Source organism: Mesorhizobium sp. P160219, assembly GCF_057786095.1.
Genome location: NZ_JBYNWG010000001.1, coordinates 6,302,899 through 6,328,872, shown reverse-complemented (window position 1 = coordinate 6,328,872; position 25,974 = coordinate 6,302,899). Strand labels below are relative to the sequence as shown.

24 protein-coding genes and 1 tRNA gene are annotated in these 25,974 nt (G+C 59.6%); 11 read left to right on the top strand and 14 right to left on the bottom strand.

What is annotated here, in order from left to right:
* Window positions 1-11 precede the first annotated feature (11 nt).
* The 11 genes from AC3EMP_RS30625 to AC3EMP_RS30575 form a co-directional block, all read right to left on the bottom strand.
* Window positions 12-773 (bottom strand): 3-ketoacyl-ACP reductase, encoded by a 762-nt coding sequence (locus AC3EMP_RS30625; RefSeq protein WP_023725201.1) that lies wholly within the window; start codon window positions 771-773, stop codon window positions 12-14.
* Entirely contained in the window at window positions 770-2,272 is a 1,503-nt protein-coding gene (locus tag AC3EMP_RS30620) for a GMC oxidoreductase (RefSeq protein ID WP_023751347.1), read from the bottom strand. The genes AC3EMP_RS30625 and AC3EMP_RS30620 overlap by 4 nt, the downstream gene beginning before the upstream one ends.
* Before the next feature lie 5 nt (window positions 2,273-2,277).
* Window positions 2,278-3,393, bottom strand: coding sequence for an ABC transporter ATP-binding protein (locus AC3EMP_RS30615; RefSeq protein ID WP_352711185.1), 1,116 nt, complete (start codon window positions 3,391-3,393; stop codon window positions 2,278-2,280).
* A gap of 20 nt (window positions 3,394-3,413) precedes the next feature.
* Window positions 3,414-4,373, bottom strand: a complete 960-nt coding sequence (locus AC3EMP_RS30610) for a carbohydrate ABC transporter permease (RefSeq protein WP_023671181.1) — start codon at window positions 4,371-4,373, stop codon at window positions 3,414-3,416.
* Complete coding sequence (locus AC3EMP_RS30605) at window positions 4,370-5,320, bottom strand: carbohydrate ABC transporter permease (protein WP_023671182.1); 951 nt, start codon at window positions 5,318-5,320, stop codon at window positions 4,370-4,372. The genes AC3EMP_RS30610 and AC3EMP_RS30605 overlap by 4 nt, the downstream gene beginning before the upstream one ends.
* A 255-nt stretch (window positions 5,321-5,575) precedes the next feature.
* Window positions 5,576-6,829: an ABC transporter substrate-binding protein gene (locus tag AC3EMP_RS30600; protein WP_031243986.1), complete on the bottom strand. Its 1,254-nt coding sequence runs from the start codon at window positions 6,827-6,829 to the stop codon at window positions 5,576-5,578.
* Between the two features lie 58 nt (window positions 6,830-6,887).
* Window positions 6,888-8,399 (bottom strand): aldehyde dehydrogenase family protein, encoded by a 1,512-nt coding sequence (locus tag AC3EMP_RS30595; RefSeq protein WP_023751345.1) that lies wholly within the window; start codon window positions 8,397-8,399, stop codon window positions 6,888-6,890.
* Window positions 8,400-8,409: 10 nt separating this feature from the next.
* Window positions 8,410-9,186, bottom strand: a complete 777-nt coding sequence (locus tag AC3EMP_RS30590) for an enoyl-CoA hydratase/isomerase family protein (RefSeq protein WP_023683222.1) — start codon at window positions 9,184-9,186, stop codon at window positions 8,410-8,412.
* On the bottom strand, window positions 9,179-10,780 hold the full coding sequence (locus AC3EMP_RS30585) for an acyl CoA:acetate/3-ketoacid CoA transferase (protein WP_023710931.1): 1,602 nt from the start codon (window positions 10,778-10,780) through the stop codon (window positions 9,179-9,181). The genes AC3EMP_RS30590 and AC3EMP_RS30585 overlap by 8 nt, the downstream gene beginning before the upstream one ends.
* Window positions 10,777-11,793: a Gfo/Idh/MocA family protein gene (locus tag AC3EMP_RS30580; RefSeq protein WP_023714046.1), complete on the bottom strand. Its 1,017-nt coding sequence runs from the start codon at window positions 11,791-11,793 to the stop codon at window positions 10,777-10,779. Before AC3EMP_RS30580 ends, AC3EMP_RS30585 begins: the two co-directional genes overlap by 4 nt.
* Window positions 11,790-12,848 (bottom strand): LacI family DNA-binding transcriptional regulator, encoded by a 1,059-nt coding sequence (locus tag AC3EMP_RS30575; protein ID WP_023740951.1) that lies wholly within the window; start codon window positions 12,846-12,848, stop codon window positions 11,790-11,792. The genes AC3EMP_RS30580 and AC3EMP_RS30575 overlap by 4 nt, the downstream gene beginning before the upstream one ends.
* Before the next feature lie 229 nt (window positions 12,849-13,077).
* Between AC3EMP_RS30575 and AC3EMP_RS30570 the strand changes: the two genes are divergently transcribed.
* From AC3EMP_RS30570 to AC3EMP_RS30540, 7 genes are all read left to right on the top strand, one after another.
* Window positions 13,078-14,232 carry a dihydrodipicolinate synthase family protein gene (locus tag AC3EMP_RS30570; protein WP_352594573.1) on the top strand — a complete coding sequence of 385 codons (1,155 nt, stop codon included), beginning with the start codon at window positions 13,078-13,080 and terminating at the stop codon, window positions 14,230-14,232.
* Between the two features lie 104 nt (window positions 14,233-14,336).
* Window positions 14,337-15,407: a GDP-mannose 4,6-dehydratase gene (gene gmd, locus AC3EMP_RS30565; protein WP_352711188.1), complete on the top strand. Its 1,071-nt coding sequence runs from the start codon at window positions 14,337-14,339 to the stop codon at window positions 15,405-15,407.
* A 9-nt stretch (window positions 15,408-15,416) separates the two neighbouring features.
* On the top strand, window positions 15,417-16,385 hold the full coding sequence (gene fcl, locus AC3EMP_RS30560) for a GDP-L-fucose synthase (protein ID WP_352544464.1): 969 nt from the start codon (window positions 15,417-15,419) through the stop codon (window positions 16,383-16,385).
* Between the two features lie 81 nt (window positions 16,386-16,466).
* Window positions 16,467-16,673, top strand: coding sequence for a hypothetical protein (locus AC3EMP_RS30555; RefSeq protein WP_352594578.1), 207 nt, complete (start codon window positions 16,467-16,469; stop codon window positions 16,671-16,673).
* A gap of 406 nt (window positions 16,674-17,079) precedes the next feature.
* Complete coding sequence (locus tag AC3EMP_RS30550) at window positions 17,080-17,544, top strand: Hsp20 family protein (protein ID WP_023671192.1); 465 nt, start codon at window positions 17,080-17,082, stop codon at window positions 17,542-17,544.
* A gap of 64 nt (window positions 17,545-17,608) precedes the next feature.
* On the top strand, window positions 17,609-18,031 hold the full coding sequence (locus tag AC3EMP_RS30545) for a DUF982 domain-containing protein (protein ID WP_348625649.1): 423 nt from the start codon (window positions 17,609-17,611) through the stop codon (window positions 18,029-18,031).
* Between the two features lie 115 nt (window positions 18,032-18,146).
* Window positions 18,147-18,434, top strand: a complete 288-nt coding sequence (locus AC3EMP_RS30540) for a DUF982 domain-containing protein (RefSeq protein ID WP_245260022.1) — start codon at window positions 18,147-18,149, stop codon at window positions 18,432-18,434.
* A 207-nt stretch (window positions 18,435-18,641) separates the two neighbouring features.
* Here the strand turns inward: AC3EMP_RS30540 and AC3EMP_RS30535 are convergent.
* Window positions 18,642-18,716 (bottom strand) — tRNA-Val (locus tag AC3EMP_RS30535).
* A 720-nt stretch (window positions 18,717-19,436) separates the two neighbouring features.
* Between AC3EMP_RS30535 and AC3EMP_RS30530 the strand changes: the two genes are divergently transcribed.
* The 4 genes from AC3EMP_RS30530 (at window position 19,437) to AC3EMP_RS30515 (ending at window position 24,805) form a co-directional block, all read left to right on the top strand.
* Window positions 19,437-21,887, top strand: a complete 2,451-nt coding sequence (locus tag AC3EMP_RS30530; protein ID WP_352711191.1) for a hypothetical protein — start codon at window positions 19,437-19,439, stop codon at window positions 21,885-21,887.
* 64 nt (window positions 21,888-21,951) lie between these two features.
* The gene (locus tag AC3EMP_RS30525; RefSeq protein WP_352711194.1) at window positions 21,952-22,869 is read left to right on the top strand and encodes a hypothetical protein; all 918 of its coding nucleotides are present in this window, start codon (window positions 21,952-21,954) and stop codon (window positions 22,867-22,869) included.
* A gap of 22 nt (window positions 22,870-22,891) precedes the next feature.
* Window positions 22,892-23,842, top strand: a complete 951-nt coding sequence (locus AC3EMP_RS30520) for an HNH endonuclease (protein ID WP_488494713.1) — start codon at window positions 22,892-22,894, stop codon at window positions 23,840-23,842.
* 498 nt (window positions 23,843-24,340) lie between these two features.
* Window positions 24,341-24,805, top strand: coding sequence for a hypothetical protein (locus tag AC3EMP_RS30515; protein ID WP_352907708.1), 465 nt, complete (start codon window positions 24,341-24,343; stop codon window positions 24,803-24,805).
* A 103-nt stretch (window positions 24,806-24,908) separates the two neighbouring features.
* On the opposite strand, the gene AC3EMP_RS30510 is transcribed toward AC3EMP_RS30515, so the two are convergent.
* Window positions 24,909-25,130, bottom strand: a complete 222-nt coding sequence (locus AC3EMP_RS30510) for a hypothetical protein (protein ID WP_352711201.1) — start codon at window positions 25,128-25,130, stop codon at window positions 24,909-24,911.
* A 216-nt stretch (window positions 25,131-25,346) separates the two neighbouring features.
* Window positions 25,347-25,943 carry a recombinase family protein gene (locus AC3EMP_RS30505; RefSeq protein ID WP_488494712.1) on the bottom strand — a complete coding sequence of 199 codons (597 nt, stop codon included), beginning with the start codon at window positions 25,941-25,943 and terminating at the stop codon, window positions 25,347-25,349.
* Between the last annotated feature and the right edge of the window lie 31 nt (window positions 25,944-25,974).

Here is a 25,974-nt window from a genome sequence, read left to right as displayed (position 1 = left end):
ACTCTATCCACCTACAGTCGAGGCACGGAGAGCGCGCCGTCGACATTGATAATCGAGCCTGTGGAAAAGCCGAGCTTGCCGGCGGCAAGCGTCGCCACCACGGCGCCGATGTCCGATGCTTCGCCCCAGCGTTTTGCCGGCACCAGGCCGCTGTCGATAAGCGCGTCGTATTTAGCTGATACGCTCGCGGTCATGTCGGTGCGAATGATGCCCGGCCGCAGTTCGAACACGCCGATGTTTTCCGGCGCAAGCCGTAGCGCCAGGTTCTTCACCCACATCGAAAGGCCGGCTTTCGAGATGCAGTAGTCGGCGCGTTCCGGCGAGGCCATATCGGCGCTGACCGAGGTGATGGTGATGATCGAGCGCGGATGATTGCTGGGAGCCGCCAGCATCGCCTTGGCGACGGCCTGGCTAAGGAAGACTGTGCCGCGCAGATTGACGTCCAGCGCACGGTCGAAATTCTCGGGCTTCAGCTCCAGCAGATCGCCGCGCACCACGGCGCCGATGCCGGCATTGTTGACGAGGCAGTCGATGCGGCTGAAGGCACGTATGGCGGCGTCGACGAGGGCCGTGTGATCCTCGAGGTTGGCGATATCACAATGGACATAGGCGAACTCCGCACCCCGTGCGGTGATGTTGGCGGCCAGTTCGTCCGGCGCTTGTTCGGCAAGGTCGGCGATCAAAATGTCGAAGCCGGCCCCGGCCAGCGCCTCGGCGCAGGCGAGCCCAATGCCGCGCGCACCGCCGGTGACGATTGCTGCGGGGCGGGTCATGCCGCGAGGTCCGTCCGGCGAATATGCTCGGCCACGCGGAGCGCCTGTGCCGCAATCGACAGCGCCGGATTCACGGCGGCAGAGTTCGGCAAAAAACTGGCGTCGACAACGAACAGGTTCGGGTGGTCGAAGGCGCGGCAGAAAGGGTCGAGCGGCGACGTCGCCGGGTCATCGCCCATTTTCACCGTGCCGCACTGGTGCGAGGGCGTGCGCTTGTCGAAGGGACGCGACAGCACGATGGGATAACCGCAGGCGCGGAAGTTCTCACGCATCACCTTGGTCAGCCCGTCCAGCGACTGCATGTTGGAGCGCCGCCATTGCATGACGATGTCCTTGCCGTCGACCATGATGCGGCTTTCCGGATCGGGCAGATCCTCGCACATCAGATACCAGTCGACGGCGCGACCGGCCATGTAATCGAGCGCGAATTTCGGCACGCGTTTGACGTTGGCCTTCAACATGTTGCCGTCGATCTTGCCGAGCAGTTGGACGTTGCCGAGCGGCTTGCCGCCTTTGCCGTCGGAGAGATAGTAGTCATTCAGCATAAGCGTCTTCTGGTAGACGCTGTCGTTCCTGCGGCGCGGATCGATCGCCAGCATGGCGCTCGAATTATGGTTCATGAAATTGCGGCCGACCTGGTCGGAGCTGTTGGCGAGGCCTTTGCCATCTGGTGAAGGCGAGCGCAGCAGGATGACGGCGGAATTGACCGCGCCGGCGGACAGGATGACCAGCTTCGGCGCGACTTTCTTCAGCTCGCCATTCTGACGGTAGTGAACGGCAGCGATGCTTTTGCCGTCGGACGACGCTTCGAGATATTCGACATGGCAGCCGGTTTCGAGCCGGATATTGCTGTCCTTGAGTGCCGCCGTCAGCGGTCCGGTCTGCGCATCGACCTTGCCCTGGGCGGTGTTGGGGAATGCGTCCCAGCCGGTCTTGCCCTCTTTCAGCCAGGTGTCGATGTCGACGCCGAGCGGCAGCGAGGCGGGGTGCAGGCCCAGTCCCTTCAGCTCGGCGCGGGCGCGCGCAATCGGCGCCTCGTCGGGCACCGGCTTGAAGGCATAGGGGATGGAGTGGAACGGTTCGGTCGGGTCCTCGCCGAGTGAACCGCGGACGCGAAACAGCTGCTCGGCTTTCGAATACCAGGGCTCGAATTCATCGTAGGAAAACGGCCATGCCGGCGAGACGCCACCGAAGTGCTCCATGGCGGCGAAATCCTCTTTGCGGTAGCGGATCAGCACCGCGCCGTAGAATTTCGAATTGCCGCCGACATAGTAGTAATTGCCGGGGTTGAAGGCGCCGCCGCCGGGCTCGCGCCACATCTCCTTCGGACGGTAGTGGCCATCGACGAAGATGGAGCGCGTGTCGCGGGCATGCGGCGTTGCCGGCAAGGGCTCGCCGCGCTCCAGCATCAGGACCGAGGCGCCGCTGCCGGCCAGGCCGGAAGCGATCGTAGCGCCGCCGATGCCGGAGCCGATGATGACGATATCGGGGCTGACCATCTCGATCAGCGGATGCGGTGTTCGGTCGCCGGATCGAAGAACACGGCCTTGGTCAGGTTGAAGGCGAGCGGCGTGCTGGTGCCCGGCTGGATGTTGGCGTCGGCCCGCAACCGCGCCACCACGCCCTTGCCGCCGAGATTGGTCACCGCGAACGTGTCGGACCCTGCCGGCTCGACCACTTCGATGTGCAGGTCGGCAGTGGCAATGTTGGAGGCGTGGCGTTCCGCGCCTTCCGGATCGGTCAGCGCTTCCGGGCGCACGCCGAAGATGATTGGCTTGCCCTGGAATGCCGAAAGACCCGCCGGCGCGTTGGCCATCGGCAGCGTGATCGGCTCGCGCGCCTCGCGCTCCAACACGACGGACAGCGCATTGCCCGACGTGGCAATGGTCGCCGGGATCAGGTTCATCGCTGGCGAACCCATGAAGTCGGCGACGAACAAATTGGTCGGGTTGTTGTAGATCTCGGCCGGGGTGCCGAACTGCTGCACCTCGCCGTCGCGCATGACGGCGATCTTGGTAGCCAGCGTCATTGCCTCGATCTGGTCGTGGGTGACGTAGACGATGGTTGTGCCGGTGGTGGCATGCAGGCGCTTGATCTCGATGCGCATGTCAACGCGCAATTTGGCGTCGAGGTTGGACAAAGGCTCGTCGAACAGGAACAGCTTGGGGTCGCGCACCAGCGCCCGGCCCATGGCGACGCGCTGGCGCTGGCCGCCGGAAAGCTGGCTCGGCTTGCGCTGCAGGAGGTGGCCGATCTGCAGGACCTTGGCCACCTTGTCGATCGCCTTTTGGCGTTCGTCGGCCGGCACGCCGCGCATCTCCATGCCGAAGGAGATGTTTCCGGCCACCGTCATGTTCGGATAGAGCGCATAGCTCTGGAACACCATGGCGATGTCGCGCTTGGATGGGTGCAGATCGTTGATGGCGCGGCCGTCGACGCGGATTTCGCCCTCGGTGATCTGCTCCAGGCCGGCAATCGTGTTGAGCAAGGTGGACTTGCCGCAGCCGGACGGGCCGACCAGCACCAGGAAGCCGCCCTTTTCGAGCTCGACATCGATGCCCTTCAGGATCTCGACATTCCCGAAGCGCTTCTTCAGCCCATCAATTTCCAGAAAAGCCATGGTCGTTCCTTCCGAATTGATCAGCCCTTGACCGCGCCAGCCATCAGCCCGCGCACGAAATAGCGGCCGGCGACGACATAGACGATCAGGGTGGGCAGAGCCGCGATCATCGCGGCCGCCATGTTGACGTTGTATTCGACGACGCCGGTCGAGGTGTTGACGACGTTGTTGAGCGCCACCGTCATCGGCATGGAGTCGCCTGTGCCGGCGTAAGCCGAAGCGAACAGGAAGTCGTTCCAGATGTTGGTGAACTGGTAGATGACGGTGACGACGAAGATCGGCATCGAGTTCGGCAGCATGATGCGGCGGAAGATCTGGAAGAAGGAGGCGCCGTCGACCTGTGCGGCCTTGATCAGCTCGTTCGGGAATGCCTCGTAATAGTTGCGGAAAAACAGTGTAGTGAAGCCGATGCCGTAGACGACATGGACGAAGACCAGGTTGACCGTCGGATTGCCGAGACCGAAACTCGTACCCGTCGCATTCTGCAGCTTCACGCCGAAACGTCCCAGGCTGCCGAGGATGGTCGCCATCGGCAGCAGCACCGACTGGAACGGAATGAAGCAGGCAAACAGCATCAGCCCGAACACCAGCGTGGCGCCGCGAAAACGCCATTTGGTCAAGACGTAGCCGTTGAGCGCGCCGAGCATGGTCGAGATCAGTACGGCTGGAACCACCATCTTGATCGAGTTCCAGAAATAGCCCTTGATGCCGGCGCAGGTGAGGCCGACGCAGGTCTCGCCCCAGGCCTTCAGCCACGGGTCGAAGGTCGGCGCCGTGGGCAACGCCAGCATGTTGCCGTTCTGGATCTCGTCCATGGTCTTGAACGAGGTCACCAGCATGACGAACAGCGGCATCAGATAAAACAGCGCAAACAGCGCCAGAAGCCCGTAGATGACGATGCGGTTGAGGGTCTTGGTGCTCATGCCGCCGGAGGCCTTTTGGGAAGCAGCGGGGCGGGCAGGGGTGGCGACAGCGCTCATCGCGGCTTCTCCCTGAGTTCCGAATAGAGATAAGGCACGATGATGGCAACGATGGTCATCAGCATGATCACGGCACTGGCCGAGCCGACGGCCATTTCGTTGCGCTTGAAGGTGTACTCATACATGAAGTTGGACGGCAGCCAGGCCGAGCCACCGGGGCCGCCGCTGGTCAGCGCCACCACGAGATCGTAGGACTTGATGGCAAGGTGCGCGAGCACGATGAAGGCCGACAGGAAGATTGGCCGCAGCAGCGGAATGACGATGCGGCGGTAGAGCTGGAAGGTGGTGGCACCGTCGATCTGCGCCGCCTTCATGATCTCGCCGTCAATGCCACGCAGGCCGGCCAGGAACATCGCCATGATGAAGCCGGAGGCCTGCCAGACGCCGGCAATGACCACCGTGTAGATGACGAAATCCTTGTTCTTGATCCAGTCGAAATGGAAGCTCGTCCAGCCCCACTGATGCAAGGTCTGCTCAAGACCGAGGCCGGGGTCGAGGAACCATTTCCAGGCGACGCCGGTGACGATGAAGGACAGCGCCATCGGGTAGAGATAGATCGGCCGCAACACGCCTTCGCCGCGAATCTTCTGGTCGAGCAGGATGGCCAGGAACAGGCCGAGCGCCAGGCAGATGGCGATGTAGAGAAAGCCAAAAATGCCCATATTGACGATCGACGTGTACCAGCTCGATGGCGGGTCGGAGTCGAACGTCCAGCCCCACAGCCGTAGATACGCGCGTGGTCCGGTAATGACATAGGACGGGAAGGTCTTGGAATTGGTGAAGGACAGATAGACTGTCCACAGGATGAAGCCATAGACGAAGACGATGGTGATGGCGAAGCTCGGCGCCAGCACGATCTTCGGCAGCGCGTCCTGCAGTCGCGCGCGCACGGAGGGGCGAGACCGCTCGGGTGTCAGCTTGATCTGGGTCGTCGCTACACTGCTCATGAGGCTCCTCCCGTTCGGGTCGTCCGTGCTCTGCCGTCAGGCGGCAAGGCGGCCCCGTGCATACGGGTCTCTGGTCGGCATGGTGTTCAAGAGTGCTTTCACCGTTTCACGGAAACGGCGAACCTCTCTAACTCTTTCTTTTACGCAATTCCGGCCGGAAAACCGCTCACACTTTTCCTGGAATTGCGCCAGCTGGCCAATCCTTAGGTGACACCTTCCCCGCCGAAGCGGGGAAGGTGTGTTTCTGGCCAGCGCTTACTTGGCGTCGTCGATTGCCTTGACCAGTTCGGTCACGGCTTCGTCCGAGGTCTTGATCTGACCGTGGACGAACTTCGAAACGACGTCCTTGTAGGCATTGGCGACCGCCGGAGGCGCGCCATAGCCCTGGGCAAGCGAGCCGAACAGTGTGCCGCCTTCGTTGGCAGCCTTCAGGTCGGCGATGCCCTTCTTGCCGCACGCGTCGAAGTCGGTGTCCGGAACGTCGGTACGGGCGGGAACCGAACCCTTGACGACGTTGAAGGCCGACTGGAAGCTCTTCGACAGGGTGGCGGTGGCCAACGCGACCTGGGCGGCCTTGCGGTCCTCCGGAACGTTGAACATGCCGAACATGTCGGAGTTGTAGACCACCGAGCCTTCCGTGCCCGGGAAGCGATAGCACAGGAAGTCGGTGCCCGGCGTTTTCTTGGCGGCGTTGAACTCGCCCTTGGCCCAGTCACCCATCACCTGCACCAGGGCATCGCCCTTGATGACCATGGCGGTGGCAAGGTTCCAGTCGCGGCCCGAGAAGTTCGGGTCGACATAGGTGACGAGCTTGGCGAGGTTGTCGAACGACTTCTTCATCGTGTCCGACTTGAGGGACTCGTCGTCGAGGTCGTTGAAGGCCTTCTTGTAGAACTCAGGTCCGCCGGTCGACAGCACAACCGAGTCGAACATGGTGGCTTCCTGCCAGTTCTGGCCGCCAAGGGCGAGCGGAATGACGCCAGCCGCCTTGGCTTTGTCGAGCAGGGCGACGAAGTCGTCGAAGGTCTTTGGCTCGGTGCCGCCGATCTTGTCCATCACCGCCTTGTTGATCCACAGCCAGTTGACGGAGTGGACGTTGACTGGAGCAGCGACCCACTTGCCGTCATAGACGGAGAACTTCTGCAGGGCTGCCGGAACCGACTTGTCCCAGCCTTCCTTCTTCGCCGTCTCGGTCAGGTCGCCCATGACGCCGGCCGCCGCATAGTCGAGCACGGTGTAGCCGAGCATCTGCGACGCGGTCGGGTAATTGCCGGCCGCGACCATCGCCTTCAGCGCAGTCATGGCGGCGTCGCCGCCACCACCGGCCACCGGCACGTCCTTCCAGGCATAGCCTTCCTTGGCAAGGTCGCCCTTGAGGACGTTGAGAGCAGCCGCTTCGCCGCCCGACGTCCACCAATGCAGCATCTGCACTTCCTTGACGTCCTCGGCATGGGCCGAGAAAGCAAAGGCCGTCGCCAGAGCCGTTCCGATAAGCAGTTTGCGCAACATGTTCTACCTCCCTTGTTGCATTACATGACCGGTGGAAGCCCACCGGGTTCTTCCAAACTCAGCCGACCCACCAACCGGTGCGCTGGCCGCGATGAAACTGGATTGTCTTTTCCTCGGTATAATCTTCGACAGCGCGTTTGCCGAGTTCGCGTCCGATGCCGGACTGCTTGTAGCCCCCGAATGGCAACTCGGGAAAGCCTTCCATGAATGTGTTCACCCAAACGGTCCCCGAACGCACACCACGCGCCACCGACATACAAGTGTCGATGCTGGCGCTCCACACCCCTGCCGACAGACCATAGGGCGTGTTGTTGGCGATGTGCAACGCCTTTTCAATCGATCCAAAAGTCAGCACGGAGAGCACCGGGCCGAACACTTCCTCGCGCGCAATAGCCATGTCTTCGGTAACGCCGCGGATGATGGTCGGATCGAGGTAGTGGCCGGCATTGGACGCCAATTGGCCGCCACCGCTATAGACATTGCTGCCGTCTTTTGCTGCCGCCACGACGTAATCCGCCACCTTGGTCAGATGGTCGGCGGAAATCATCGCGCCAACCTTGGTTCGGTCGTCGAGTGGGTCGCCGACCGTTACCTTGGCGGTCAGGGCCTTGACAGTGGCGAGGAAATCGTCGGCGATGGCTTCATGCACGATCAGCCGACTGCCGGCATTGCAGCATTCGCCGGCGTTGAAGAAGCCGCCGAACACTGCTGCGTCAGCGGCCGCCTCGAGATCGGCATCGGGGAAGACGATCTGGCCGTTCTTGCCGCCGAGCTCCATCGAGACTTTCTTCAGCGACTGCGCGGCGGAAGCCATGGTCATCTTGCCGACGCGGGTAGAGCCGGTGAACGACACCATTTCCACCAGCGGATGGCTGACCATCGGCCCCCCGACATCGGCGCCGAGGCCGGCCAGGATGTTGACGACGCCCGCGGGCAGGCCGGCCTGCATCAGGATGTCGCCGAGCACGAAGGTCGAGGCCGAGGTCATTTCGCTCGGCTTGACCACCGCGGTGCAGCCGGCGGCGAGCGCGAAGGGCAGTTTCTGGCTGACGATCAAGAACGGGAAATTCCACGGGGTGATGATCGAGACGACGCCGATCGGCTCGCGCAGGACGACGCCCAGCATGGCGTCGCCGAGATTGGCGTAGCTCTCGCCGTGCAGCGTGCGGGCGAGCGAGGCGGCATAGCGCCAGATGTCGATGGCGCCGCCGATCTCGCCGCGCGCCTGGGCGATCGGCTTGCCGGATTCCAGCGCATCGAGTCGGGCGATGTCTTCGAGCTGGGCCTCGATCAGGTCGGCCGTCTTGAGCAGGATGGCTGCGCGCTCGGCCGCCTTCGTGCGCGGCCACGGGCCGGTCTCGAATGCCTTGTGCGCGGCCTGCATGGCCGCCTCCACCTCGGCCTCGCCGGCCTGCGCATAGCGCGAAACGGTGAAGCCATGGCCGGGGCTGTTGCGCGCAATCGTGCGGCCGTCACGGGCATCGACATGCTTGCCGTCGATCAGCAGCTTGTAAGCCTTCGGCGCCTTGGACGCCTCGGCCGGCATGGAAATGTTGAGCGGTGCGTTCATCATGCTTTCTCTAAGATCTGGAAAAGGCCGGCCTCTGCTTGGCCTTGAAGGCGCTCACGCCGGCTTTGAGGTCGCCGGTCAGCGCAACGAAGCCGCTGGCGAGCGCCTCGGTGGCGGCCGCACTTTCCTCGCCTTCGGCGACTGCGATCATCAGCTTGGCGGCTTCGGTTGCGAGCGGCCCGCGCCCGGCGATTTTTTCGGCCCAAGTCCTGGCCTCTGCCAGCGCCTGGCCGGTCTCGACCACGCGGTCAACGACGCCGAGGGCAAGCGCGTCGGAGGCGGCAAAGAGCTCGCCGCCGAGTGCCATGCGGCGCACGATCTGGGCCCCAAAGCGGCGCACGGCGCGCTGCGTGCCGGACCAACCGGGGACGACGCCGATCGATGTCTCGGGGAAGCCGAGCTTCACCTGCGTTTCGGCGACACGGAAGTCGCAGGCGACCGCCAGCTCCAGCCCGCCACCCAGCGCATGGCCGGAAAGCACCGCGATGGTCGGCTGCCGCAGCCGCGCCAGTCGGTCGAAGACACGGTGGCCGTAGCGCACCCATTGCACCTGAAAGTCGGCAGCGCTCATTTGTGCCCAGGCCTCGACGTCGCCGCCGGCGCAAAAGCCTTTGCCTTCGCCGCGGATCAGCACGACGCGCACACCTTCAGCCATTTCGGCTTCGTCGAGCGCTGTCTCGAGCGCGCGCAGCATCGGAATGTCCAGCGCGTTGAACTTCTCCGGCCGGCGCAGCGTGACGATGCCGATGGCGCCGTCCTGCTCGAAGGTGACGAGGCGCTCAGCCATGCGCGCCTCCGAGAGAAGCGCCACCATTCAGCGACAGGCCGATCGGCCGGTCCTGATAGAGAGCCGCCGGCGTGAACTTGAGATCGTTAGCGATGCCGAGCGGAATCTCTGACTGCGCCAGCACATCGCGTTCGAGGTCGATGCCGGGCGCCAGTTCCGTCACCATCAGACCGTCCGGCGTCAGCTTCATCACGCAGCGCTCGGTGACGTAGGTGATGTCCTGCCCTTGCGCGACGGCGCGCTTGCCGGAGAAGGAGATGTGTTCGACCTCGTTGACCACCTTCTTGACCTTGCCTTCTGCATCGATGCGGATGCCGCCATCGGCGAGCGACAGTTTTGCGCCGGCATTGAAGAAGCCGGAGAAGACGATCTTTTTCGCCCGTGCCGTGATGTCGACAAAGCCGCCGGCCCCGGCGGTGACATGTGGCCGGGCCGAGAGTTTCGACACGTTGACGGAGCCATGGCGGTCGATCTGCAAGAAGGAGAGCAGCGAGGCATCGAAGCCGCCGGCCTGGAAATAGATGAACTGGTGCGGCGAGGGCATGATCGCTTCGGCATTGGAAGCGCAGCCGAACTTGAAGTCGAGCAGCGGCACGCCGCCGACGGCGCCCTGCTCGATCACCCAGGTGACCTTGCCGTGCTGGCCTTCCTCGAGAAGGATACGCGGCACGTTTGCCGAGATGCCGAAGCCAATGTTGACCGCCATGCCGTCGCGCAATTCCATGGCGACGCGGCGCGCGATTACTTTCTGGACGTTCATCTCAGCGTTGCGGAAGCTGGACAACGGCCGGAAGATCTCGCCCGAAATCGCCGGGTCGTAAGGCGTCAACGTCGTCTGCAACTGGTCCGGCGCCACCACGATGTGGTCGACCAGGACGCCGGGCACGCGCACGTCATGCGGCTTCAGCGTGCCGTTCTCGACGACGCGCTTGACCTGCGCAATGACGATGCCGCCATTGTTGCGGGCGGCGAGCGCCTGTTCGAGGCCGCCCAAATAGGCGCCTTCATGCTCGTAAGTGAGGTTGCCGCGCTCGTCGGCGGTGGTGGCGCGGATGATCGAAACGTTGGGCACGATCGAGCGGAAATAGAGCCATTCCTCGCCGTCGAACTGCTGCACCGAGACGATCGGCTCGCTTGCAGCCTCATTCATGGCGCAGCCCTGGTGGCGCGGGTCGGCAAAAGTGTCGAGGCCGACCTTGGTCAGCACGCCCGGCCGCTTGGCGGCAGCTTCGCGGTGCATGTCGAACAGGATGCCGGACGGCACATTGTAGGCGGCGACCGAATTGTCGCCGATCATCTTCCATATCTGCGGCGGCTCGGACGAGGAGGGGCCCGAGGGATAGGAGCCGCAGAGCGTGCGCTTCAACAGGCCAGGCTTAGCCAGATGGTCGATGCCCTTGATGCCATACATGTCGCCGGCGGCGATCGGATGCAGCGTGGTGATGTCTTTCGGATGGCCTTCAGCGTCGAAGCGCTGGCCGATGGCAGCCAGCACGGCATCCGGGCAGCCGAGGCCGCTCGATGACGAGACGGAGACGGTCATGCCGTCCTTGATGAGGCTGGCGGCCTGCTGAGCGGAGACGAGCTTGCTCACTTGGCGCTCCCGAGTTTCGGCTCGATGGCAACCGCCTTGCCGGATTTCCCGGACAGCAACGCTGCTTCGGCGCAGGCTAGTGACCAGACGCCGTCCTCGCCGGTTGCGGAGGGCTGGCCCGCGCCGCTAATAGCGGCATGGAACTGGCGCAGCGACCTGACGTAGAGGTCTTCGCGGTCGAAGCTCAGTTCCTCCTCGCCCTTGGCGGTGCGTAGCAGCACCGAACCGACCGGCTTCTGCGTCATCACATTTTTAGCGATCAGCGAGCCTTCGGAACCATGCACCTCGAAGCCGGTATCGGCGAACTTCGTGGTGAAGCCTTCATGCGACTGGGCAATCAAACCGGACCTGAAGCGCCAGATGCACATGGCACCGTCTTCCAGCCCGCTGCCGGCCAGGCCGGCCGACTGGGTGAAGGCCGAAATCTCGATCGGGTCGTCGCCGAGCACGAAGCGCAGCGTGTCGGCATCATGCACGGTGATGTCGAGCACCACGCCGCCGCCGGCCTCAGGCTTGGTAATGCGCCAGCCCTGCAGGTTTTCCGGCAAATAGACGGAATGGAAGACGCGCGCGGCAATCGGCTTGCCGATATGGCCGGCTGATATGGCGTCGCGCATGGCGCGGTGGGCGCCGGCATTGCGCAGATGATGATTGGTGCCAAGCACGACACCGGCTTCCTTGGCGGCGGCGACCATTGTGCGCGCATCAGTGCTGTTCAGCGCCAGCGGCTTTTCGCACAGAACATGCTTTCCCGCCTTGATCGCAGCCAATGCCTGTTCGAGATGCAGTTCATTGGTGGTCGAGATGTAGACGGCGTCGATTTCGGCGCCGAGCAAATCGTCCAGCGTCGAGACGGCAAGCGGAATATTCTGTTCCGCGGCATAAGTCTTGGCGCGCTGCGGACTGGAGCTCATCACCGCCGCGATCTCGCCACCCTCTTGCGCGCGGATGGCGTTGATCATGAACTGTTTGGCGATCGTGCTGGCGCCGATCAGTCCCCATTTGACGCTCATGCCGCGTCTCCCATTCCTGCTGATGTGTCCTGGGCGCCGCGATCGGGACCGCAGCTGTCCCTGACGACCAGATTGACGGCGCCGATATGGTCCTCGGCATGCGTGATGCGCGACTGGATCATCTTCAGCATGACGTGGGCGGCGCGTTCGCCGAGGCCGGGTGTGTCCACCGAGACGCTGGTCAGCGCCGGCATATAATGCTCGGCCTCGACCACGTCGTCGAAGCCGACGACGGCGAAATCCGCGCCGGGCTCCAGCCCGCGCTTGCGCAGCGCCAGCATGACGCCGAAGGCGACGGCGTCGTTGAAGCACAGCGCCGCCGTCGGCGGCTCGGCCATGGCAAGGGCGGTTTCCAGGCAGGCGATGCCGCCCCTGCGGCTGGTCTCGCCTTCGACGACAAGCACGTCGCGTCTGGCCATGCCCAATGTCTCGCAAGCTTCACGAAAACCGCCCAGGCGCTCCTGATAGACGACTAGGTCGGAGGTGCCGCCGAAGAAGGCCAGCCGGCGATGGCCCTTGCCGATCAGATGGGCGGCGGCGAGATACGCGCCGCGATGATTGTCAGGCGCGATCACCGGGATGCGGCTGTCCGGCAGGCGGCGCATGGCGAAGACGACCGGCACGCCCGCCATCTCGAGGCGACGGAAGGCGCCCGGCGTGGTGCCGCGCGCCGGTGACACGATCAGGCCTGCGACGCCCTGTTCCATCAGCGACTTCAGCACTTCTTCCTGGCGCACCGGGTTCTCCGCGGTGTTGGCGATGAAGGGCACGATGCCGGCTGACTGGAAGACGCGCTCCATGCCGACCGCCAGTTCGGCGAAAAAGGGGTTGGTGAGATCGTTGATGACCATGCCGATGACGTTGGAATGGGCTTTGCGCAGATTGGCGGCGCCGCGGTTGTAGACATAGCCGACATCCTCGATCGCCTTGCGAACCTTGACCGCGGTTTCAGGCCGGATCAGCCCTGAGCCTTGCAGCACAAGCGACACCGTCGATTTGGACACACCAGCCTCGCGGGCGATGTCCAGGATCGTTGCCTTGGCCCGGCTGGCCATGTCGGTGGTTTCCTCCGCTTAAATGGGCAAATCTATTGGAACGTTCTAATCACTCTGCCAACCGAGAGTCAATCGGGATTCTTGCGGAGATCGAAAAGGTGATGAATGTGGTTCCTAGCAAGGACTCTTGGCCTTCTTCGGCATTTGGACCGGTTCAATCGCCGCAATCATAAAGGTTCTTGATTTATTGGAACGTTCCATTTATAGGATGCCGAAAACGGAGGTTGCCATGGATATCACCCTGCCTACGCAGAATGGCGGCCGCGTCAGCTACAAGCTCGCGGGCAGTCCGGTCGAGCCCGTAATCGGTGCGGTTTTCCCGCGCATCGCATATGCCGCCGCCCATGTCGTCGCCGATCCTTTCGCGATGACCGACCCCTGGTCGAAGCCTGCGGTCGATTGGGACAAGACGATGGCGTTTCGGCATCATTTGTGGCGGCTTGGCTTCCGCATCGCCGAGGCGATGGACACCTCCCAGCGCGGCATGGGTTTCGACTGGGCGAATGCGCAGGAATTGATCCGCCGCTCGATCGCCGAGGCGCGCAGCGTCGAAGGCGCAGACCTCGCCTCGGGCGCGGGCACCGATCATCTGGCGCCGGCTGCTGCCAGAACGCTCGACGATGTGATCGCCGCCTATGAGGAGCAGTTCACCTTCATCGAAGGCGAGGGCGGCAACGCGATCATGATGGCCAGCCGGGCGCTGGCGGCGGTCGCAAAAGATCCGGACGACTATATCAGGGTCTACGATCGCATCCTCAGCCAGGCATCCGGCAAGGTCATCCTGCACTGGCTGGGCGACATGTTCGATCCGGCGTTGCAGGGATATTGGGGCAGCGGCAATTTCGAGGCCGCGCTCGACACCGTCGTCGCCATCATCGAGCGCCATGCCGGCAAGGTCGAGGGGATAAAGATTTCCCTGCTCGATGCCGGCAAGGAAGTTGCCTTGCGCAACCGGTTGCCGGAAGGCGTCGTCATGTTCACCGGCGACGATTTCAACTATCCCGAACTGATTGCCGGCGACGGGAAGCGGCACTCGCACGCCTTGCTCGGCATATTCGACGCCATCGCGCCGGTCGCCAGTGCGGCGCTCGCGAAACTGGCTGACGGCGACCGCGCCGGCTTTGACGCGCTGATGGCGCCGACAGTGCCGTTGTCGCGCAAGATCTTCGAGGCGCCGACGGAGTATTACAAGGCCGGCATCGTCTTCATTGCCTGGCTCAACGGCCATCAGGACCATTTCGCCATGGTCGGCGGCATGCAGTCGGCGCGCGGCATCCTGCACTATGCCGACATCTTCCGCCTTGCCGACCAGGCAGGGTTGCTCGCCGATCCCGAGCTTGCACTGGCCAGGATGAAGCATTTCTGCGCGGTTGCAGGTGCCTGAGAACGACACAATCGCTGGCTGAAACCTGTCCCCCGTATGGGGGATTTGCGTTCTCGCGCCAAATCTGTATTCGGTTGCCGGGATTGGATGCGGACGGAGCGGCAATGACGGAAAAAGTGGCGCTCATCACCGGGGTTACCGGGCAGGACGGGGCCTATCTCGCAGAATTGCTTCTGCAGAAGGGCTATATTGTCCATGGCGTCAAACGCCGCTCGTCCTCGTTCAACACCAAGCGCGTTGACGACATCTATGTCGATCCGCACGAGCGCGGTGCGCGTTTCTTCCTGCATTATGGCGACCTGACCGACGCGACCAACCTTATTCGCCTGGTGCAGGAGACACAGCCCGGTGAGATCTACAATCTCGGCGCCCAGAGCCATGTCCAGGTGAGTTTCGAGACGCCGGAATACACCGGCAATGCCGATGCGCTGGGAACACTCAGGCTGCTCGAGGCGATCCGCATCCTGCGCCTGGAGAAGTCGGTGCGCTTCTATCAGGCATCGACGTCGGAGCTTTACGGCAAGGCGCGCGAGGTCCCGCAAAGCGAGGCGACGCCCTTCCATCCGCGCTCGCCCTATGCCGCGGCCAAGCTTTACGCCTACTGGATCACGGTCAACTACCGCGAGGCTTACGGCATGTTCGCCGCCAACGGAATCCTGTTCAACCACGAAAGCCCGACACGCGGCGAAACCTTCGTCACCCGCAAGATCACGCGGGCCGTCGCCTCGATCCATCACGGCCTGCAGGACACGCTCTATCTCGGCAATCTCGACGCCAAGCGTGATTGGGGCCATGCGCGCGACTATGTGGAGGGCATGTGGCGCATTCTGCAGCACAGCGAAGCCGACGATTTCGTGCTGGCGACCGGCGAGGCGCATTCGGTGCGCGAATTCGTCGAGCTGGCGTTTGCCGAGACCGGCCGCACCATCCGCTGGCAAGGCGAGGGTGTCGATGAAGTCGGTGTCGATGCCGGTTCGGGCACTGTCCTGGTGCGCATCGATCCGCGCTATTTCCGGCCGACCGAGGTCGACCTGCTGCTCGGCGACCCCGCCAAGGCCAAAGCCAGGCTGGGGTGGTCGCACACGACCGGCTTCAGGGATCTGGTGACGGAAATGGTGCAGGCCGATCTGGCGCGCACCGCCGGCGGCACGCGGCAGAACAGCCGTTCTGCGTGAGGCAGGTTCATGGATGCGACCTTTGATCTGAAAGGCAAGCGTGTCTTCGTCGCCGGGCATCGCGGCATGGTCGGTTCGGCCGTCGTGCGCCGGCTGGCGAGCGAGGACTGCGAGATACTCACCGTATCGCGCGACAGGCTCGACCTGCTCGACCAGGCAGGGGTGCGGCGCTGGATGGCCGAGCACAGGCCGGATGCGGTGGTGATGGCGGCCGCCAAAGTCGGCGGTATCCTGGCCAATGACCGGTTCCCTGTCGATTTCCTGCAGCAAAACCTGGTTATGCAGGGCAATGTCATTGACGGCGCCTTTCGCAGCGAGGTCGGCAAGCTTTTGTTTCTCGGCTCGTCCTGCATCTATCCAAAGCTCGCGCCGCAGCCGATCAGGGAAGACGCGCTGCTGACCGGTCCGCTCGAACCCACCAATGAATGGTATGCGATCGCCAAGATCGCCGGGCTCAAACTGTGCCAAGCCTATCGGCGCCAGCATGGCGTCGACTACATCTCGGCGATGCCGGCCAACCTTTACGGTCCTGGCGACAATTTCGATCTCCAGTCCAGCCATGTCGTGCCGGCCCTGATGCGAAAGGCGCATGCGCTGGCGCTGAGCGGCGGCAACAGCCTCGAGGTCTGGGGCTCGGGCACGCCACGGCGTGAATTCCTGCATGTCGACGACGCCGCCGATGCCTTGGTCTGGCTGTTGAAGAATTATGCCGGCGACAGCCACGTCAATGTCGGTTCGGGCGAGGATGTCACCATTGCCGAGCTTGCCCAGACCGTCGCATCGGTCGCCGGCGTCGAGGCTGATATCGCCTTCGATACGACCAAGCCAGATGGCACGCCGCGCAAGTTGATGGATGTTTCGCGACTGTTTGCAACGGGATGGCGCCCGCGCTACGCACTTCGCGGTGGATTGGAACAGACGTATGCGTGGTTTCTCAACCATGTTGAGAAGGGTGATGTCCGCCTCGGCGCGGCCTGATTCCAATTTTCCTTGAACCATTTCGCTGCCGCCCGCGACCAAGCGGTGTGTAGCAAACACGGTCCATCAAGGAGAACGTCAATGTTTATCACTTCAAGAAACGCATTTCTCGCCGCCATCGCGGTTTCGGTGCTGGCAGGGTGTCAGACGGCACCGCCGAGGGAATGCGAGAAGACCAAGCCCGGTATCACCTACAACGGCAAATGCTGCGGCATCGGCACCCCGTGCCGTGAAGGCAGCAACGCCCCTCATGACAAGCCCGACAGGCCCGATCCGCGGCCGCAATGATCCGCGAGCCTGAAACGTCCCGGCACGTGCCGGGACGTTTCGCCCTCCGACAGGGTGGATTTACGGATCGGAAGGCCGCTACCCGGTTCCTTGCTGGCCGGCATTTGAGTACGAAACGGGACGGCGGGGCAGTAGACGATGCGGTCGCGCAGATCGCGCGAAAACTTCCCGCCGGATCTGTACTTCAAGGGGCTGTTCGACTGTTCGAAGGGAAGGTCCTGGAGAAACTCAGATTTCGCTTTCCGTCGATGGGAGGATGCTACTAAAAAAAATTCGAGATGCTCTTGAACTCATTTGGGGCGCCTCCTAATTCGATTTCCGCCAAGGCCATAAGGCTCGGCAAAAAATGGCGGCGCCGCACGGGGCGGCGTCCTTGTACCCATGTTGCTTCAAGGAGGATGTGGCTATGAGAACCTTTGATACCCTCTATCGGACCACCGTCGGTTTCGACCGGCTTTTCGACATGCTCGACAGCGGCACGCGTCCAGACTGGCCGCCCTATAACATCGAGAAGGTCGACGAGAACGATTACCGTATCTCGATGGCCATCGCAGGCTTCAGCCAGGATGAGGTTGAGCTGACCCAGCATGGACCCGAACTGGTCGTGGTAGGCCAGAAGGCTGATGATCAGAGCGGACGCCAGCTGCTGCACCAGGGCATCGCCTATCGCAGTTTCAGGCAGACGTTCAAGCTTGCCGACCACATGAAGATCAAGGCAGCCAAACTGGAGAATGGCCTCCTCTCGATCGACATCGTCCGTGAGATTCCCGAAGAGCTGAAACCGCGCCGCATTAGCATCGGCGTCGGCGACACGCCAACGGCCGCCACTCAGATCACGCAAGACACGGACCGCGCGCGTAAAGCCGCGTAATCCTGTCGATCTGTCACACTTTGAACTGCGGGTCCGCCTCCCGGTTCCGGCCGGGAGGCTGTGATTGCGGAGAAACGAAGATGATCACTGCAGGACGTACTGGCGCGCCTCTGTCGCGCGCCTGCAGTTGGCCTGGACCGCGCAAACCATGAAACTCAATGGTTCGTTCAATTTGGAGGATCATATGAACGATCGGATGTTTGACAGCGCCGTTTTCGTGAAAAGCGGCGACAACCTTGTTCAGGAAATCACGTGTCTCGAGGACGCTCTGGAGTTCCTCTATGAATGGCCGAAGGACAGGCGCGGCCCCATTCACCAAACCGCATTGCGGGCCTGCCAGCGAGCTTTCGATAGCGATTATCCGCTTTCCGCAGCCAGAGAAGCGTTCAGCGGTTTTGCGAAAGCAGCCAGAATCCTTGAGGAAGTATCCACGACAATGCCGTGGATGATGGGCAGAGGTGGCGAAGGCGGAGGAGTGACTGCCTAAAGCGCGTCGCGCTGAAACCAATTCATGCGACACGCTTTAAGTCTTTGTTTTGATGCATGTCGTTGTCCCAGAACCGCGGCATACTTCTGGGTGACATGCATTAGGAAAGGAGGTCATGATGCTATCGAAACCTTTTGAAAAGCCAGTCCGGGTGTGGGTGGGATTGGGCTTTCCCCGCCAACTCAACACGGTCGCGGATGCTTATCAATTCGCAGCCGAATGGTGTGGCAACAGCCCGGAGCAGAGAGCTGCTATTCGCGCTTGCAAAGCCGCTCTGATTGGTGATGTGGAACCCGAGACAGCACGAGGCGTCTTCGTCGCGTTCGCTCGCAAGAAGGATATTCTTATGGAGGACGGCATCGAGCCTGCGCCTTCAAGGACGCTAAGTCCGCACCACGTCTAAAGCGCGTCGCGTTTGAACGGACTCAGGCGACGCGCTTTAGGTCTTTGTTTTTATGCATGTCGTCGTCTCAAAACCGGGGCCACTTTTGAGCGCCATGCATTAGAATGTCCACAAACACGAGGCGGCTGCCACAAGCGGTGGCCGCCTTACCGGCTAAGTTGTCGAAGGGGTGCGCCAAAAACGGGCTTGGCTAAGTTATTGAAAGGATGGTGGGCGTGACAGGGATTGAACCTGTGACCCCTGCAATGTCAATGCAGTGCTCTCCCGCTGAGCTACACGCCCATCCGAAGCCGAAACCCCAAAAAAGCCAACAAACTCAATACTCCTATCATTCTTACAGCCTTCCCTCTTCGATGCCAAGAGGCAGTAAAAATAGGCACCAATGTACCACCAGTGTGACAGGATCGTCATTGCCTTGTGGGGGATTTGTCGATGATCTCGTCAAGCAAATAGCGGTCCCACCGTCGGACTTTGGCGGTTGAGAACCGGTACTCTGCGGACCCAAACTCTTTCTTCAGGGTCTTAATTCCGACACCGCAATATCGGGCCGCCTCTGAAGTCGACAACAGCCTTCGCTGTAGTTCGTGGGCGCTTGGATCGTTTTCCATTTTTCGCAGCCTCCTTCCCGTGCTTTGCAGGCAGGTGGGATATGAGGACGCCACGACAGTTCGTCAAGCATATATTTTTACGTCAAGAGAAGATAAAAATAGAATTCTAGTATTCATCTATGGATTAATACATATCGCTCATATTCGAAAAATCAGCACACTCCTCGCTCTTTCATAGAAAATTATTTCTATTTTGTGCAAAAAATTAGAATAGGCAGTCGACATCTTCCAAATTCCACCAGTTTCGAGGGGGTTGATTTCCGGAAAAGGTCGGGCTATCTGCTGATCACGATAAGCCTTTCCGGAGAGAGTGTGATGTATTTGTGCGTTTATAAGATCGTACGTAATTACATTTCCGGGCTGAGCTTCGCTTTGTATTTATCAAATATTTTGAATGGGTATTGGTTTGGAGATCCGTTATTTGAGTGCGCCTGCGGGATCAGGCAAGTCGTATCAGGGAATTTTGATGCATGGATTTCGGGTGGCCATCCAAGGTGAGCGAGTTCTGGTCGCCATGCCGACGAAAGCCGTGATCGTCGAGACCATGAGCAAGCTAGACGTGACGGGCACGAACGTTCGAGTAACGGATGTTGTGAGTCACGATAGTTGCGAGGAGCGGAGCGTAACCAGCCGTCTGATGGAAAAATTGGGAGAGCCAGACAATGGCGGAGAAATGGTTTTCATAACCCACGAGGGGTGGAAGAAGCTTCCACACGTAGGAACGCTGGATTGGAGTCTGATCGTTGACGAAGCCCCTGCCATCCATTCAAGTTTCGTCCCTCTTATCGATGACGATCTGCGGCAACTAACCAATCAGGCCGTTTTTTTGCCCAGCCCCTACGAGGACTTGAAATATCTGATGCTCCCAAAGCGTCCCGGAAAGGCCCTGAGCTTCGATAGAGACACCGACAATCGCAGCAGAATTCACGACCTAGCGTGGGAGGCGCATTCGAAAAAATCCCATGTCCTCGTGCCTGTTGGCTCCATCGAAGCGTTACAGACGCCGGATTCCGAAGGCCGAAAGTTTCAAGCCTTCTCGCTTCTCACGCCGAAGGTGGTCCATCCGTTCAAAAGCGTTCTGATGATGAGTGCTAACTTTGAGAACACGTTGCCGTTTCATCTTTGGACGAAGCATGGCTCCCGCTTTGTCGAGGACCATGAACTCGCCAGCAGGTTGAAATTCCAAAAACACGACGGGCGACGGCTGACGATCAATTACGTCCTTGAAGCGGACTGGTCGAAGCAGATTCAGGATCGGGAAGTGGGTGATGGCTCTGGATGCACGATCCATGCACGGGTCATTGAGAAAGTGGCCGAATTTTTCGGTTCCGAAGAGTTCCTGTGGCTGGCCAATAAGAGGTTTGGCGACGAACTGTTCGCAGCGAGTGAGAATGCAATTCGTCTGCCCAATGTGTCTCACGGGCTCAACGCATATCAGGATGTCAACAACGTGGTTTCCCTTTCGGCGTTGAACCCAAGTCCCGCCGAGTTCTCATATTTTAGGCAACTGGGTCTGACAGAGAGACAGGCGAAGGCAGCTCGCTTCCATGAATCCGTGTATCAAGGGGTAATGAGGTGCTCGCTCCGCTCGCAGGACGATTCTCGTCCTGTTCAGGCTATTGTCATGGATCGGGCAACGGCAGTTTACCTGCGTGAACTGCTACCAGATTCGACAGTACGGAAACTCGATTGGATTCCTGCCGAAGATAGAATCAAAAAGCCGCCGGGCCGGCCCAAGAAGCATGCTGACACTGCGGCAAGGAAGCGGGCCAGTAGAAGTCGGAAGAAGGCCATCGACGCTCACGAGCAATTTGTCCATCAGTGTGATCACCTTCTCATGATGGGTCACTTCGTCAGCAGTGGCGGTCACGAAATCCCTATAGAATCTATTGGACAAAACGTGACCAAGTGGTTTTGGGGGATGCAATTCCAGTCAATAACGGCGGCGAGGGCGAGCGATGGTTTTTGGTTCGATACGCCGAACCACTTTGTAGCTGACCTTCAACGCATGGCGGCCCAACAGATCGCATCAAAGGACGAGCGTTCGCTGATCAGCCCCGCATACTTCAATCCGGACAAGGTCAAGGAAACTGACAGGGGCTACGCCAATATCGAATTTCTGCGTGGAATTTGGTTAGACAATGACGGTGGAGGCATTCCACCGAATGAAGTTCCAAAGCTCTTTCCAGAACTGCAAATGGTGATTTTCAACTCGTTCAACAGCACCAAGGCAAACCCTCGCTATCGTGTGTTCATGCCGACAAAAAGCGTATTCAGTCGGGAAAGCCACGACACGATCGTCCGTGGAATCTGGTCACGATTTCATGGTGCCGGCTATGAGGCAGACGCTTTGGATCAATGCTTAGATGGTCGTCGCTACCACGGGTTCGATCGAAGCAAGAGATCTGCGACGAGCTTGTTCTATCTGCCATGTCAGGCAGCAGATCCATCTGGCAATTATTTTGAGATTTCCATGGGTGAAGCAAGACAAATGCTGAACGTCGAGGAGTGGATCAGAACACACCACCACGAACCCGAAAGTGTGAAAAACGAAGGAACTGGTGGGGAAAATCAAAACGAAAATTCGTCTTGGGATTTGGCGCTAGTTGAATTCGCAAAGGCCGAATGGCGAAATTCGCCGAAAGTGGCCGGCACGGGCAACCGGAATTTTTTCAAGCTGGGTGTGAAGCTCAAATCAGCTGGCCTCTCGTATGCCGAAATTAGAGCTGTATTGTTTCAAGAAGCGATCTATGCACGAAGCCCCGACAAACGCAGGCGCCAAATTTCGTCAGTTATCGAATCGCTGAAAATCTATCTTGGGCGCCAAGTGGGAAAGGCAGCTTAAGTGAAGACACTTGTTTGAAAAACCATTGCGAGTCTGGCAGTGTCTGGTTTGGGGTGGAGGAACTATGAAAAAATTGGCAGTGTTATTCGGTGCAGTAGCATTTGCATCGCCTGTAAATGCGGCTGTGATTGACAGGATACCTCAGTCTGATGGTTCCGATATCATTGTCATCACAGGCGTTGTTGAGGACAACGACGATGTGAAATTTAAGCAAATCGCTGCAGCCACAAGACAAGCGATTGTTTTGCTGAACAGCGAAGGAGGATCCGTTGTACCCGCACTTGAAATAGGCAGGGCCATCCGCCTTAGAGGCTTCGCCACAGCCGTGGCCAGCGATGCGCTTTGTGCGTCTGCATGCGCTCTAGCGTGGCTTGCAGGAACACCAAGGCTTGCCGGCGAGCGTGCCAACATCGGATTTCACGCATCGTATGTAGTCAACAACGGCTCAACCAGCGTGAGCGGCGTCGCCAACGCACTCATAGGGGCATATCTGAATCAACTTGGCCTCTCAGAAAACGCCATTGTCTTTGTAACCTCGGCGCCACCTGAAGGCATGGCTTGGCTTTCTGGCCAGCAGGCAAACGAATTGGGACTGAAAGTTCTCGCTCTCCAAATGCCAGCGGCATCGACAGAGGCCGAAGACACACAAACGGCTCCCGAACCTTACGATCCTATGAAGACAGTGGCGGCATTCTACAATGCGCTGTCAAACGCCGATGGCAGTGCCGCTGCAGCCCTCGTCATCCCAGAAAAGCGGGGGATCGGACCATTCAATGAAAGCTCGATCCACACTTTCTTTGGCGGGCTTAAGATTCCACTAGCGCTTGAGTCGGTATCGAGAAAAAGTTCCGACAAAGTGGTGGCTTCATACTCTTACACCCGATCTAACGGGTCGAAGTGCAAGGGCCGGGCCGAAGTTTCCACGACCTACAAATTCGGGAAGACACTCATTGGCAAAATCCGTGCACTGAACGGTTGCTAGTGGTCAGGATCGGGATACAACGATGCCAAGTTGGTGGGTAAATCACAAGCAGACCTACCGTGAGGAAACTGACGGGGGCTACATTTGGTCACCAAAGCAGAATCAAAACGGTGCTCGCAATCAGACGTACGATAATATGGCATCTGTCGAGCCGGGCGATTTCATATTCTCCTATGCTAACCAACTTATCCAACAGGTTGGTGTCGCTTCTGATCGTGGAATAACCAGCACCAAACCAGCCGAATTCGGCAGCAAGGGCGAGAATTGGAATGCTAACGGCTGGCTAGTTCCTGTGGAATGGCAGGCGCTTCAACAGCCATTGCGTCCGAAAACCTTTATTGCCGAATTTGTATCGCTACTACCGGAAAAACATTCACCGTTGTCAGCTGATGGCGACGGCAGGCAAAACGTGTATCTGGCGGCGATTTCAGATCAAATGTCCCGGCTGCTGCTTTCCAAGATTCCTGAACGGGTGACTCTCGGATCTGCGAGTGCGCACGTGCAAATCCAGAATCCAATTGTGGAGGGCGAGGAAGATCAAGTTGAACGGGCGATCGTAAACAACACGGCTATCAGTTCGACCGAAAAGTTGGAGCTTATTAAAGCACGCCGTGGACAGGGGAGGTTTAGGCAAAACCTTGAAGGCATTGAAGGTTCGTGCAGGATAACAGGGGTGACCGATCGGCGCCTTTTGAGGGCGAGCCATATTAAACCTTGGCGCCTTTGCGAAACCAACCACGAGCGACTGGATGGTCACAACGGGCTGCTGCTGACTCCAACGGTCGATTTGCTCTTCGACCACGGATACATATCTTTCAGCGATGAGGGTAACTGCCTTATCGCCGATAGGATCGCCGCATCGGAACTTGCACTTGTTGGCTTATCAAACGGCAAACTCCCGGCAAAAGCGTTCAATGAAACGCAACGTGTGTACCTGCGATACCATCGGCGCCTGTTTTCATTCGTCGAGTGAGGATCCAATGCGGCTGAACAGATTCCAATTGGTCAGGCTCTCGGCTCGCCTCCTAGCCGTCGCCATATCTTGGTGGAGCTCGACAAGCTGCGTCTTCTCACAAGATCAATGTGATCCAAACTATGACCCATGTGTTCCGATTGCCAGCGATGTAGACTGCGCCGGTGGTTCGGGAAATGGCCCTGCTTACGTTCGAGGTCCAGTGCGAGTCACTGGCACCGATATTTACGGGCTTGACAGGGATGGTGATGGCATCGGATGCGAGGGGTAGCTATTTCGAACGTCACTCGAACAGAGTCATCTGAAGTTCGAATGTACTCTCCTGCATCACCCATTTCGCATGGTGTCTCGATGCATAGCGCACCGTATTGCCAAGGCGCTGCGTTTCGTCAACCCATCGGACATCCTCCGGGACAAGTCAGGTTTGAGCTACGATTTTCTTGCTACGTTCGGCCCAAAGCTACTTGGCAGTGGGCTTGATGCCCATTTGGGGGAAGGATGATGCTGACTATTTTCGTTGTTATAGTCGTGGTCTTGGTCTGGGTGGTCTTTAGATATCGGGTGGCCCCCTTTGGCCAACGAGAACATTGGAAGTGTTTGGGCATAGCGAACAAACTTCCCGTGGATGATCGTCAAGTTGTCGCCCACATATTGGCCGATGCTATCTCGTTTGCCAAAGCACGGAAGTCGCAACCTTACGCCGACATGGCGGCGGCCTATAAAGCCATGGTGATGTATCACAAAGAGATGCGACATGGGGCAATCAAGCTGGGAGCCCACAATCGCCAAAGTCCTCTTTGGCTAGGTGCAGCCATGTGCGAAAATTGGGCTATGGTGGCTCTTTCGGCGCCGCCAACCGATCCGTTCAGAGGTGATAAAATTCGTGATGATTTGGAGGGATTTGCGAGGGCAAATCTTTCAATCACCCATTTCAACAACGCAATGCGAAAAAAATGGGATTAGGCAGGCGCCGGTCCCTCAGAAAGCTACGGCATATGAAATCATCTTCCTTGAGGATTTCACCGATAACTTTCTGAAGCCTATCCCCGAAAATGAACTCCATGGATCAATCCTTCTTGGGGTTGTCGCTCATCGGGTCGGTCTGGCTTTGATCGTTGTGTAAACCCTGTCCAAGCTGGACGCCTTGCGATGTGTGGTTCTGGTCCGCCGATCTGTCGAAAACGTCCCGGAGATGAAAGAAGGGTGGCAGGCGTCCCGCAGCTACCAGCTCCGCCAGCGAGAGACCCTGAATAGCCTTGCGTTTTGCCTTAGTCGATTTGCTGTTCAATTGGCTTTCGCTGAGTTTTGCTGATTTTCCATTATGTCCGATATGACTCTGCGGACTGTGGACCGGCTCAACCCTGTCACGAGAGCAATTCGGCTCGGGCTTCTTTCACCCAAATGCATTTCGATGATCCGGAGCGTCTTCTTTTAAGTCTGCGGGCGACGATACATCAGTCGATTTTCAGGCATTGAGGACCTCTTTGAATGGGCCTTCGGCGCCCTAAAGCGCCAACTGCATCGCCCTTGCGGAGGGCAGGTATCGATAGAGAGTTGGAAGGGAAACGCCCAGCCGCTCCGCCACCTCTTTTACGGTGATAGCGGGATCCCCTAGCAGGGCCTTTGCAGCCGAAAGATCGGACTCCTTCAGCGAACGTGGGCGGCCCCCAAGCTTGCCCTTCGCCTTGGCGGCAGCAAGACCGGCGAGGGTCCTTTCACGGATGGTGGATCGTTCCCACTCCGCCAAAGCACCAAAGACATGAAAAATCAGACGACCGCCGGGTGATCCTGTTTCCAGTTGTTCGGTTATGGAGCGGAGTTCAATGCCACGCTTATTTAGACCCTCGACGGTATCGAGAAGCTGGCGAAGCGAACGGCCCAAGCGGTCAAGTTTCCAGACGATCAGTGTGTCGCCGGAACGAACGAAGTCCAGTGCCTTGGCTAGCTCTGGACGATCACGCTGTGCCCCAGACGCCTTTTCGAGGAAGACCTTTTCAACGCCTTCTCGGTCCAGTGCCTGCAATTGCAGATCGAGCGATTGTTCAACGGTCGAAACCCGGGCGTAGCCAATCTTCAAAAGGGAGCACCTCTCAAAACTCATTCGTCACTCTGCTATTGATATAGAGGTTTCG

What these genes read in the sequence shown, in the direction of transcription:
- AC3EMP_RS30625 (WP_023725201.1), bottom strand. Translation starts at nt 773, where the DNA reads ATGACCCGCCCCGCAGCAATCGTCACCGGCGGTGCGCGCGGCATTGGG.
- AC3EMP_RS30620 (WP_023751347.1), bottom strand. Translation starts at nt 2,272, where the DNA reads ATGGTCAGCCCCGATATCGTCATCATCGGCTCCGGCATCGGCGGCGCT.
- AC3EMP_RS30615 (WP_352711185.1), bottom strand. Translation starts at nt 3,393, where the DNA reads ATGGCTTTTCTGGAAATTGATGGGCTGAAGAAGCGCTTCGGGAATGTC.
- AC3EMP_RS30610 (WP_023671181.1), bottom strand. Translation starts at nt 4,373, where the DNA reads ATGAGCGCTGTCGCCACCCCTGCCCGCCCCGCTGCTTCCCAAAAGGCC.
- AC3EMP_RS30605 (WP_023671182.1), bottom strand. Translation starts at nt 5,320, where the DNA reads ATGAGCAGTGTAGCGACGACCCAGATCAAGCTGACACCCGAGCGGTCT.
- AC3EMP_RS30600 (WP_031243986.1), bottom strand. Translation starts at nt 6,829, where the DNA reads ATGTTGCGCAAACTGCTTATCGGAACGGCTCTGGCGACGGCCTTTGCT.
- AC3EMP_RS30595 (WP_023751345.1), bottom strand. Translation starts at nt 8,399, where the DNA reads ATGAACGCACCGCTCAACATTTCCATGCCGGCCGAGGCGTCCAAGGCG.
- AC3EMP_RS30590 (WP_023683222.1), bottom strand. Translation starts at nt 9,186, where the DNA reads ATGGCTGAGCGCCTCGTCACCTTCGAGCAGGACGGCGCCATCGGCATC.
- AC3EMP_RS30580 (WP_023714046.1), bottom strand. Translation starts at nt 11,793, where the DNA reads ATGAGCGTCAAATGGGGACTGATCGGCGCCAGCACGATCGCCAAACAG.
- AC3EMP_RS30575 (WP_023740951.1), bottom strand. Translation starts at nt 12,848, where the DNA reads ATGGCCAGCCGGGCCAAGGCAACGATCCTGGACATCGCCCGCGAGGCT.
- AC3EMP_RS30570 (WP_352594573.1), top strand. Translation starts at nt 13,078, where the DNA reads ATGGATATCACCCTGCCTACGCAGAATGGCGGCCGCGTCAGCTACAAG.
- gmd (WP_352711188.1), top strand. Translation starts at nt 14,337, where the DNA reads ATGACGGAAAAAGTGGCGCTCATCACCGGGGTTACCGGGCAGGACGGG.
- fcl (WP_352544464.1), top strand. Translation starts at nt 15,417, where the DNA reads ATGGATGCGACCTTTGATCTGAAAGGCAAGCGTGTCTTCGTCGCCGGG.
- AC3EMP_RS30555 (WP_352594578.1), top strand. Translation starts at nt 16,467, where the DNA reads ATGTTTATCACTTCAAGAAACGCATTTCTCGCCGCCATCGCGGTTTCG.
- AC3EMP_RS30550 (WP_023671192.1), top strand. Translation starts at nt 17,080, where the DNA reads ATGAGAACCTTTGATACCCTCTATCGGACCACCGTCGGTTTCGACCGG.
- AC3EMP_RS30540 (WP_245260022.1), top strand. Translation starts at nt 18,147, where the DNA reads ATGATGCTATCGAAACCTTTTGAAAAGCCAGTCCGGGTGTGGGTGGGA.
- AC3EMP_RS30530 (WP_352711191.1), top strand. Translation starts at nt 19,437, where the DNA reads ATGGGTATTGGTTTGGAGATCCGTTATTTGAGTGCGCCTGCGGGATCA.
- AC3EMP_RS30525 (WP_352711194.1), top strand. Translation starts at nt 21,952, where the DNA reads ATGAAAAAATTGGCAGTGTTATTCGGTGCAGTAGCATTTGCATCGCCT.
- AC3EMP_RS30520 (WP_488494713.1), top strand. Translation starts at nt 22,892, where the DNA reads ATGCCAAGTTGGTGGGTAAATCACAAGCAGACCTACCGTGAGGAAACT.
- AC3EMP_RS30515 (WP_352907708.1), top strand. Translation starts at nt 24,341, where the DNA reads ATGATGCTGACTATTTTCGTTGTTATAGTCGTGGTCTTGGTCTGGGTG.
- AC3EMP_RS30505 (WP_488494712.1), bottom strand. Translation starts at nt 25,943, where the DNA reads ATGAGTTTTGAGAGGTGCTCCCTTTTGAAGATTGGCTACGCCCGGGTT.